At 34.6% G+C, this 10827-nt stretch carries 10 protein-coding genes; 2 read left to right on the forward strand and 8 right to left on the reverse strand.

Annotated features, from left to right (window positions below; translation table 11 throughout):
• Positions 1-1514: cache domain-containing protein (locus NYG92_RS08865; RefSeq protein WP_289234181.1), on the reverse strand; the 1514-nt coding region annotated here is incomplete at its 3' end.
• 117 nt (positions 1515-1631) lie between these two features.
• Between NYG92_RS08865 and NYG92_RS08870 the strand changes: the two genes are divergently transcribed.
• Positions 1632-2861, forward strand: coding sequence for a DUF2920 family protein (locus NYG92_RS08870; RefSeq protein ID WP_270976839.1), 1230 nt, complete (start codon positions 1632-1634; stop codon positions 2859-2861).
• Positions 2862-2884: 23 nt separating this feature from the next.
• The gene (locus NYG92_RS08875) at positions 2885-3937 is read left to right on the forward strand and encodes an acyl carrier protein (protein ID WP_139454960.1); all 1053 of its coding nucleotides are present in this window, start codon (positions 2885-2887) and stop codon (positions 3935-3937) included.
• A gap of 26 nt (positions 3938-3963) precedes the next feature.
• Here NYG92_RS08875 and NYG92_RS08880 read toward each other — a convergent pair whose 3' ends face one another.
• The 7 genes from NYG92_RS08880 to NYG92_RS08910 form a co-directional block, all read right to left on the reverse strand.
• Complete coding sequence (locus tag NYG92_RS08880) at positions 3964-4185, reverse strand: phosphopantetheine-binding protein (RefSeq protein ID WP_139454961.1); 222 nt, start codon at positions 4183-4185, stop codon at positions 3964-3966.
• 147 nt (positions 4186-4332) lie between these two features.
• Positions 4333-5328: a hypothetical protein gene (locus NYG92_RS08885; protein WP_289234182.1), complete on the reverse strand. Its 996-nt coding sequence runs from the start codon at positions 5326-5328 to the stop codon at positions 4333-4335.
• On the reverse strand, positions 5328-5867 hold the full coding sequence (locus NYG92_RS08890) for a polysaccharide deacetylase family protein (protein ID WP_139454963.1): 540 nt from the start codon (positions 5865-5867) through the stop codon (positions 5328-5330). The genes NYG92_RS08885 and NYG92_RS08890 overlap by 1 nt, the downstream gene beginning before the upstream one ends.
• 23 nt (positions 5868-5890) lie before the next feature.
• A complete protein-coding gene (locus NYG92_RS08895) occupies positions 5891-6268 on the reverse strand; it encodes a polysaccharide deacetylase family protein (RefSeq protein ID WP_289234183.1) in 378 nt (125 codons plus the stop codon).
• An 84-nt stretch (positions 6269-6352) separates the two neighbouring features.
• The gene (locus NYG92_RS08900) at positions 6353-8416 is read right to left on the reverse strand and encodes a restriction endonuclease subunit S (RefSeq protein WP_289234184.1); all 2064 of its coding nucleotides are present in this window, start codon (positions 8414-8416) and stop codon (positions 6353-6355) included.
• Positions 8409-10502 (reverse strand): N-6 DNA methylase, encoded by a 2094-nt coding sequence (locus NYG92_RS08905; protein ID WP_289234185.1) that lies wholly within the window; start codon positions 10500-10502, stop codon positions 8409-8411. The genes NYG92_RS08900 and NYG92_RS08905 overlap by 8 nt, the downstream gene beginning before the upstream one ends.
• A partial coding sequence (locus tag NYG92_RS08910; RefSeq protein ID WP_432264810.1) for an AMP-binding enzyme occupies positions 10489-10827 on the reverse strand: 339 nt, incomplete at its 5' end. The genes NYG92_RS08905 and NYG92_RS08910, both read right to left, overlap by 14 nt.

Below are 10827 nucleotides of genomic sequence, written 5' to 3' on the forward strand. Positions count from 1 at the left end.
GTTACTTCTACACTACCTGTTGCATCTTCAATTCTATTTCTAAAGTCTAGGCTTTTAAATTCTTCAAAGATAGAATGAATTTTATTCATATCTTTACCCACTCTAGTTTGTAAGACATCAAGGAGATTATTAAGAACGCTTTTAAGCTCTATGAGTTGAGGGTTTCTAGGATTAGCTGTGATTCTTGCAGTGAGGTTACCATTTTCTACTATGCCTACTGTTTCTACGCTTTCTTTGACGGCTTGTTTATCTTGGTCTAAGCCTTCTTTAGTGGCTTTGATGTTTTCGTTCATCATTGTGCCTATGCGTCCTAACTCATCGTTGGCGTTAATTTTAATAGCGTGAACTTCAACCTTTTCGTGATTGATATAACGGAAAAAAGCATCGAGTGCATTAACGAGAATAGGCAGTCTTCTACCTACAATTCTATGCACTTGGAAATAAACCACAAGTAAAACAGCAATTAAAAAAACGATGGCTAAGGAGATAAGAAGAAATTGCATTTTATATAAAGGTGCTAAAACACTATCTTTTGGAGCGGCAGTTAAAATACTCCAGTGGCTGCTATTTCCTATGGTAGATATACTAGCTACGGCAGCAAAGGAAGGTTTGCCAGTCGTTGAAGTGTAATCGCCCAAAACCGCTTCCCCATTTGCCTTGACAATCTCTAAGACTTTTGCAGAGCTTTCTGGGCTAAATTTATTGATTTCAATCACATTTTTAAGTAAAGCGTCTGGATTTGCATGTGCGCTCACGGTTCCATCGCCTGCAAGTAAAACCCTATAATCTCCTTCAAAAAGGCTTAATTTTGGGTCAAGCAAGGCATTTGAGAAGTCGTTTAAGTCAAAAATATAGCCTGCAACGCCAATAAAATCTCCTTTAGGATTAAAAATAGGCATTGCTATACTCACACCCACAAATTCATGTTTGTTAAAATTCATTCTAGCAGGGACTCCTACATATACAGTATCTAAATCTCTACCTTTGACTGAAGAAACAATTCTTGACACGACAGAAATTTCTTTTATGCTTTCACTAAATTGCAACTTTTCAAGCTTACCAGCCTTAGAGGTATCTGTATCATAAAGTAACATACCAAAAGTGCCTTTTTCGCTTTTATACTCTTTAACAATGTGTTGTTCTTTTATTATATTTGGGTCATTTAGGATGGTATTGTTATTGAGATATAAAAAAGTATAAGTTGCGTAAGCGGAACTATCGAAGATGTTATTGATGACGGTTTCTATATCGGCAATATCAAAATAACCATTGTTTTTAATGGAATCCGTGATAGTCCTTGCGGTAGATTTGGTGAGAGCTATGCTTTCATTAAGCGCACCTTCGATGTTATTTGCATAGCGTTTGGAGGCTTGAAGCATTAGCTTTTCAGCTTCACCTTGCATTGTTTGGCTTACTTGCACAGAAATGATAGTAACAAAAGCAATTAAGCCTATAATGACAGCAATTGCCACGGATATGACAAGCTTTACGCCTATGTTTAGGGAATTAAACATTTTAAACCTTTCTCTTAAAAAATTCAGAACCTGCATTTTATCAAAAAAAAACAAAACAAAACTTAAATATTTTGTAAAATTGATTATAATGTCGTTTAAATTTTTTAAGGTGTGCTAATGCTTGTAGAAAAGAGTTTTTTTATAGATGGAGCCTGTGATGTGGAGCTTGGACTTAAGAGAAATTCAAAGCTTGAATACCGCTTAAGTTACGATGATAGTAAGGATATTAAGGCTATCGTTTTTTTAATTGGTGGTTTTGGAGCAAATGCAAATATGAATTTTCTCGATTTTGAGCGTAAAAGCGTGGCAAAAGCACATCCCGTATGCGTTATAAGCCCCATTTATCACTGCTTTTGTGCGAGGGTGGGTGTCATAGAGCCTTATAATCCTTACTTGATTCCAAATGCTAAGGATATAGAGCTTATGCAAAAAATTTTGCAGCTTTTAAAGTGTAATGATAGAGTCGATGTGGGCAATTATTTGGGCTTTTTGCCGTGGATAGATGAGCATTTACAAGAATATAAAAATAACAAAGTTTTGGAAGAAAATTTTATGGTGCGTCTTAATTGTGATGTCGTGCCTAAAAATGGAGATTATCAAAATTACGGCATTATGAGCGCACTTGATATAATGTGCATTGTGAAAGATTTAGCTTTGCAAATCCCCGAATTTGCGGAGCTTCCTAAAATTTATGTGGGAGGGAGTTACGGGGGCTATTTGGCTATGCTTTGTGCGAAAATCGCTGCTTTTTATGTCGATGGCGTTTTGGATAATAGTGGGGTCGTTTTGCCTTGGCTACCGCATATTTTAGGGCGTGAGACGGGGGTTCCTGAATTTGTAATCAATGGAAAGCATTATGCGCTTGCTTGTTTTGTAAAGAAATTTTGGACAAAAGATGAAAATTCGCCCTATTATTTTTCCAACGCAAATTATTATGCAAGGACGATTTTAAATACTAAGCATCTTCAAACTCTCGCCGAAAAATCTAAAAAGACAATTTTCGTGCATTATCACTCAAATTTAGATGATGGCGCACCTGCTACGCAAAAGATAGAATTAAGCGAAAAGCTCAAAGAACTGGGCTTTGATGATACCTTGCATTTAATCAAAGATGAAAATGATATAGACGGACGCGCTGTAAAAAGTTTAGAGCACGGACTTAGAATGAGTGATAAGGCTTTATGTCGTAAAGAGCTGCCTAAAATGCTCGAAAAATTACAAGGTAGGAAAAGTCCTGTGGGAGAGGATAATGAAATCAGCTATGTGTGTGAAGACAAGCTTTTTACCTTTAAAGATGACGGGGGAGGGGGGTATGTGCTTGACATTACACAATTTAAGCTAAAATAAGAAAAATTTTTGAAAGGCAAATAATGAAAGCATTTTTACACATAGGCACGACAAATTCAGGTAATCAAGAAAAACAAGGCTTTTTAATGCAAAATGAAGCCAAACTTTTAGAAAAGGGTTTTATTTATCCTAAAAGCTTACGCGTGGCAAATCGCCACTGGGCTTTGGTGGATATGGTTTTGGAGCTTGTAGAAAAACCAAATTTAAGCGCAAATGTTTTAGAAGATTTAGAAAATGAAAGATTACTTAGGGCTTTAGAGAATTTTAAAGAAGAAATTAAAGAGCATAGGGATAAAACCTTCATCTTTTCCGCTGAGGGTATAGTGTGGGACTTTCCAACGCGTCGCCACATCGAAATTTTAGAAAATATTATGCGAAATTTGGGCTTTGATGAAGTGAAAATCATCGTGTATTTTAGAAATACTTTGGATTATTTAAATTCACATTGCTCACAAGATTATAAGAATAATATGGGCTTTTATTCAGGCGATTTTGCCCCTGATAAGCACCCTAGAAAGCACATTTTTGATTACGCGCAAATCGTAAAAGACCACGAAGCGGTGTGGGGGGAGGAAAATATCATCGTGCGTCTTTTAAGGCAGGATTATGTGGGAGGGACTATGCTTAAGGACTTTACACATCATTTAGGCATAGAGTGGGATGAGGAATTTTCACTCAAACAACACAAAAATGAAAGCTTTAATCTTCTTGGCATAGAGCTACAATCAAGGCTTAACAAAAAGGACTTAGGCGGGAATTTTAATTCTATGCTTTACATCTCAAGGAAGCATTTTGAGGGCGTGAAAGAAGATAGGCTCAAATTTAGGGTGCAAAAAGATTTAGCTAAGGCTTATGTGGATTATTATGCTTCGTCTTTAGAGTGGGTGAGGGCGAAGTATTTCCCGCACAAAACGCATTTATTTGAGCCTGTAAATTGGGACGCATATAAAGAGAATTTTCATTTAGAAAAAGTAACACAAGAAGACTGGGATAAGGTGGTCGATTTTTTCACGGAACTTTTGCAGTCTAAAAATGCCGTTATCAAAGCCCTTAAAGAGCAAAATTTAAAGGCTTAAAGCCCCATGCCGCTTTGGGAGGGGGTTTAAAAAGCACTTTCTAACATTTTTTTGATACTTGCGAAATTTTCAAAATTTTCTGCGTTGATAAATTCCGCTTTTAAAGCCTTGCCATAGTGCTTTTCAATCTCTGCTACTAAAGCCATAATGTCAATACTATCAATCACATCATCGCTTACGAGATTATCCATATTTTCATCAATGTCTGTTCGTTCTATATTGATGAAAAATTGCTTGATTTGTTTCATTTGATTCCTTTAAAATAACTTGCAAAAAGATTGTATCAAAGAGGTATAAATTAAAAGCAAATTATGGACCTAATTAAGATAAAATGTTTTAAAATTTTTTATCTTATACTAAGAGGTTGTGATTTTTGTCTTTATAACAAAATATAATTAACCAAGCTTATTGACCCTATCTTGGTCGCTGTCGCCTTTGAAAAAGGAGGCGTTTTTATGTTTGCTAGTTAGGGCGAAGTAAATGGCGATATTTTGCTTTAAAAAAGGCTCATAATATACAGGCAAAAGCTCATCATCACTTGGCAGGGAAAAGCCCATTTTTAAAAAATACTCTTTTTTTGGCACATAGCAAAGCAAACTTGCAAATTCACATCGTCTTTTTTGTAAAAATTCTACAAATAAAGTGCGTAAATTTCCCCTTACATCGCCTATAAAATCGACTATCAAAAGAGCTTTAGCCTTATGAGTTTTAACGCTTCTTATGAAAAATACGGCTTTTAAAATATCTTCTTTAAAAACGCCCAAAGCTTCATATTTGTAAAATGGGTGTTTTAAATATCGATTGATAAAATAAGCCTTGCTTTTTTGCGGAGTAAAGTGGCATTTAAGAGTGGAGTTTTTGAATTCTTTAAGGCTAAGTTTTTTAAGATTAAGTCTTAAATTTGGCTTTTTAGTTGGGGGATTTTGCTTAAAAATAGCAAGTTTGAAGCTTTTTTTATTATCATTTTTAATGTAAAAATGATAAAGTTTATCTATCTTGTCGTAGAAAAGTTTGCAAAATTTCACAGAATCTCCCGAAAGTCCAGCCGTTGAGGTATTTTTGATGTTAAAAAATTCAAAAAGATAGCGATAAAGCTTAAGTCCTAGCGAGGGATAAGATTTTTTGGCACTCCAAAGTGAAGTGAAAATCCACTCATCTTTGATATTTTCATCATACTGACTTAGCAAACTAAAGCCCAAAATTCCGTCAAATTCTTTAGTTTGCGTATTATAAGCGATGAGGACATTATAGCGGGAGTTTTTGCGGTCTAAATATTGAAAATCAAGCACTTCGCGTGATTTTACAAAGATATGGTCCCCTCTCCACTCCTTAGCGATGTAGCTTTGCAAAAGTGCCACTTCATCAAGGCGGCAAAATCTTAACTCGTGCATTATCCCATACTCGCTTTCCCAAATTTAAAGGCATTACAATCATAACGGCTTAAAGTAAAAGGATTTTTCTTTAAATCCTCTTCATCGATGTCTTTTTTATACTCATCTAAGCTTACAAAGGCAAAATCAACTCCCAAATTTTGCAAAATAGCCCTTGAATTCCTGCTAAATTCCCCATAAGGATAACAAAAAGTGCGAATGGCAGGGTCTAAAAAGCTTAAAATTTCAAAAGATTTTCTCACTTCATCTGCTTCTTGTTTGGCGTTAAGATTTAAGAAATTAATGTGAGAGTGAGCGTGGCTTCCTATAAGCATTTGATTTTCACTCATTATTTTAAGCTCTTCGCGGTTAAGATAATAATTTTCGTAAATTTGTGCCTCGCTTAAGTTACATTTCGCTAACAGGGTGGATAAAACCTCTTCTTTAAATTCTTCTTTGAGATTATAATTTAATAAAAGCTTAAATTGCTTCACGCTTACATCATCATCAAGTAAATCATAATAATCTTCGAACAAATAGGTATTTTCACCCTCACACATACTAGGTTCAATTAGCTCTAAGGCTAAATCAAGGAGCTTACCCCCCCCCCCCCCCCGTGTCCTAGCAAATAGTGAATTTTATGCACACACAAAGCTTTTTCCTCTTTTAAAACCGCAGTTGGCATAAAGAAAATTCCCAAAGCTCCCCTTTTTAAAAGCTCTGGATAGACCAAGGTAAAATGCTCTTTTAAGCCATCATCAAAGCTAAGTAAAATCTTATTTTTAAGCACATTGATAAATTCAGGCTCTGTTTTAAGGCGGCAAAATTCCTCAAAAGATACCAAGCCAAAATTTTTTTCAAAATAATCTAATTGTTTTTTAAAATTATCAAAAGACAAATAACGAAAAAATGGCAAATGTGGCACACTTTCACGCACATAATGATACATCAGGATTTTCATAATTAATACGCCACCTTGTCGTTAATATTATTTGAAAATAGATTATTTTACAAAAATTTTCTTAATTTGAGCCTTTTTAAATATTTATCTTTCAAATACTCCTAGTATAATATGCTCTACTTTTTTTTTAGCAGATTCTAAACTCTCTTTTGCTTCTTGTTTTAACGCCTTTGCCCTTGCTTTTCTTTGGCTTATTTCTTTAGCGATTCTTTCTTGCTCTGTAAGTGGTGGGAGGGGGATTTTTAGGTTTAGAATATCTTTTTCATTAAGATTTAATTGAACGCCACCTGTTGCAATTCTTGCGAAAAAATGCTGATATATTTTTGTTTGTAAAATTGATACCACAAAATCGTTAAGACACTTTTCAATCTTTAGTATACCAACCCTTTGATTTAAAAGAGCCAATTTATTTGAATTATATATACATATTTTACCTACACTGCCACTCATTGCTATCAAAATATCTCCATTTTTAATTTGAAAGTTTGCATATTCGATCCAATAATTATTAGGTAAAAATGTAGTATTTCCAAAAACGACGCCACTAAAATCAATGTTTTTAATTGTGATAAGAGACACATTAGAATCTTGCACATAATCTTTTGAACTAAAAGCAAAGCCTGATTTTACTCTTGCAACTTCCCCCAGCCTTACCACAGAATATTCCTTCTCATTCCAAATTTTTATCATTTTGTCAAAATAATGCGTTTGTTTAAATGCTTCAAAGCTAAATGCAAGGGTTACCCCCCCCCCCCCCGCAGTTAGCAAGAGTGCTTCTATATCAATTTTTGCTTTATGTAGAATCTCTTTTGCCTCTTTTTCTAAGCTTAGGGCTTGAAATTTAGAGCTTTTTAGCCTACTAGCGATTTGCGTTTGGATTGCAAGGGGTGGTAGGGGGATTTTGAGATTTAAAAACTCGCCTACATTTAAATGCTTAATCACTGCACCAATGCTTGCGCGATTTGCAAAGACATTCATTATATAAGAGCCAAGCAAAAAGCATAAAAAGTCTTTATCCACTTCCGCCTTTAATTCTAAACGCAAAATCCCTCCGCTAATGATGTAATTGTGGCTTGTATCAGCCTCTAGGCAAATGCCTACCGTGCCATCTTTAGAGTATAAAAGCTCATTTTCCTTAGGTTTGTAGGCTTTAAGATTCTCAAACAAAGAAGCGGAAATAAACTTTTGCACATTAGAAAAATCTATGCCATTATTTGAAATATCACTCACGCGGATAAAGGGAATTTCTTTATTTTGAGAGTATTCGCCACTGCCGACTTCTATACCCTTTTTAAAATTGTTGATTAAAGAGGCGAGATTGACTAGGGGATAAGGTGAAGAGAGCAAGGATTTTTCTAAATCTGTATAATATTTTTGATGATAATTTGCATCAAAGCGAGAGCCACTTAAGGCACTTATCTTTTGCGTGTAGATTCTAGAATCTAGAGTGTTATTTGCTCTTAATGGCAAGATTATGCCAAGCTCTTCTAAAAGATAGCTATCAATAGAATCTAAAAGTTCTTTGGCTTTATTTTCTTTCTCTTGTTTAGCTTTATAGGCTTTATCCATAAGGTCAATAATGTGCTGTTGTGTGGAAAGGGGGAGTTTTGGAATTTTAATTAAGCCTAATTGTGAGTTATTGATATATGCTTGGGTTGTAATTGTAGCCAATCTAAAAACTTGCTTTTTGCCAAGAGCAGAATCCAAAAAAATAGCCAAAAACTTTGCTTTTATTTTGTCATCAATTATTCTTAACTTTGCAATATTTTGATTGATATTTGCTTCCGCAATGTCGTTAGATACAAAACCAACAGCACCAAGTGTTGCACCAACAATTGCTAATAAAACATCATTAGGTGCTAATTTTGAGCGAATAATAGAATTGTGAAATTCTAAGCTAACAAATTTTGTAGGATAAGATTCGTATAAATCTAGGTCTTGAGAGCGAAAATAAGGAATACCTTTTTCTTCAAATTTACCATTATTAGGGGTAGAACCATTTTTGATTGGTTCTACAATTTCTTTTAATGTTTTATATTCTTTGTTATTGAAAAAATTATCAATAAAGGCATATTTTTTACTATAAAATTCCGCGTCAAACCTCCCGCCACTGACTTCGCTAAATTTTCTTGTAAAAATTTCAGCCATTTTTCCCCCAGTGCTTTTGATAAAATTTTTTAAATTCTAAGGCTATGGTGTGAAGTTCGCTTTTTTCATATTCGCATAATTCCTTGCCTGTGGCGTCAAAGCCGATGTTTTCAATGATAGCCATAAAGACTTCATAGCTCTCTAGCTGCTTTAGCTTTTCGCTTACTTTGGCACAAATTTTATCACGCACAAGCTCCTCTTTATATCTGTATGTTTCTCTTATATTTGCTATTTTTTCTTTTAGGGTGGCAATTTGCTCCTGCGTTTTTAAATCTTTATCTTGCATTTTCTCTAAAGCCTTTAACTCCTTTTGTAGCGGTGCGATAAGGGCTTTTAGCTCATCTCTTAAACTTAAAATTTCATCTTTGTGCTTTTGGGTAATGGCATTTTGTATGGCTTCTTTTTTATCTAAAAATGCTTTAATAGCCTTTTTGTCTTTTTTCTTTAGGACTAAAATGCTAGATTTTACCCCCGCACCATAGTTTGAAAAGGTATGCTGGGGTAGAGAGAAAGAAGCAAGTAAATAAAAGCGTTCTAAAAGATAATCGCGCACATTTTGCAAACTAGAATTTGTCAAAATCCCATCAGGAAGCACACAAGCTACAATGCCACTCTCTTTTAAAAACTCAAAATACCGCTCTAAAAATAAAATCTCGCTTTTTTGTGTGCTTAAATCTTTAGGGGATTTTTTATCAATGATTTTATCAATGAAATGCACTTCACTTTTTGCAAAAGAAAAGTCCTCAAAATAAGGCTTACTTGCGGGTATGCTAGAGCCAAAAGGTGGATTTGTAAAGATAAAATTAAAGGTGTTTTTTTGAAATTTGTTATTTTTTCTTATGAAATTTTCAAAAGAGTCAAGCCCATCGGCTGTGATGACATTCGTATGCCCATCATCGTGGATAATCATATTCATTTTAGCTGTTTGTGAAATCCCACCGCTAATTTCTATGCCATAGAGATTTTTCTCCGCGAAAGAATGCCAAAAGCGTTTTTGATTGTATTCGCCATCGAGTTTTTTGCTTTTTTCCTGCATATATTGCAAAGTTTGGAGTAGAAATCCACCACTTCCGCAACTTGGATCTAGCACTAAATCATCTTGCCTAATGTCAAAGCACTCCACCATAAAACGCACAATATTAAGCGGTGTAAAATACTGCCCAGCTGTGCCTTTAAAAAAATCTGCAAAAAACTTTTGAAATACTTTTCCTTTAATATCCAAGTCTGTTTCGCTTAGGCTAATATTCTCAAGATTCTCTACTAAAAATTTAATCTCATCTGCATCTAAAATTAGAGCATTATCAAAGACATTGCTATCTTTTTCCTTATATTTTTGATATAGCCCTTTAATACGCTTTTCTAGGGCAAATTTATCTTCATCGCGATTTTTTTGAAATTCATAATGTTTAAGTTTATAATCTGCGTCGTATTCGGCGATTTTTTCGTCCATTATTTTCGTAAAGATGATTTTGCTAAATTCGCTAAAGGCTTCGGCTGGATTTCTTTTGCCACCATTCCAAAGATAATTATGGATTTTTTGCAAAAGTGCTTTTAGCTCATCAGTTGTTATTTTTGAAATATTGTTATTCTTAGAATCTCGCAAGTATTTCCATAAGGGTGCATTACCACCATAGGGCGGAATATCATCAATTAAATCGTTACCATTCTCTTTAATGTAGAGCGTGATTTTTTCTCTGCCATTAGTTACTTGCGCGTAATCTACTCCCAAAAAATTTGCATAGCTTAAAACCTGCTCTTTTGCCTCTCGCAAGTCTTTTTGACTTGACTTTTTTAGCTCTATGGCGATGAAGGCTTTTTGATGCTTGGCATTTTTATAAACGACAATATCCGCTCTTGTGTTACTTTTATTGCTACCTCGTGTAACACGCACTTCTATGGCAATGTGAGAGAGTGGATACTCTTTTTCAATAATAAGCCTTGCAAACACTTCTGCGCGCACTTTTTCTTCTGGATTTGTGTAGTTTTGCTTACTTAGCTTCTTAGTGTGATAGATAATATTCTCCCCTTCAAAACTAAGATAGCCTTGCTTTAGTGCTTTTTCAATTATGTCGCTATGCTCTTTCACTCAAAACCTTCCTATCTATCTTACCATTTGCATTAAGGGCGAATTTTTCCACCCTTACAAAACTTGAGGCTATCATATAAGGGGGGAGTTTTTGCTTACAAAAGCCCTTTAAATCAAGCTCCTCATCACTCTCATAAAAGGCGATGAGTTTATCATCTTTAAAGATACAAGCACTATTTTTAATCTTTGCGTGAGAATTTAACACTGCTTCTATCTCACCAAGCTCAATTCTGTGTCCTTTAAATTTGATTTGATTATCAAGTCTTCCATAACAAAGTAATTCCCCAAATTCATTATAAGCGACAATATCTCCTGTTTTATAAAG

Origin of the sequence: Campylobacter felis (genome assembly GCF_030250085.1) — a bacterium.
GTDB classification, from domain to species: Bacteria; Campylobacterota; Campylobacteria; order Campylobacterales; family Campylobacteraceae; genus Campylobacter_D; species Campylobacter_D upsaliensis.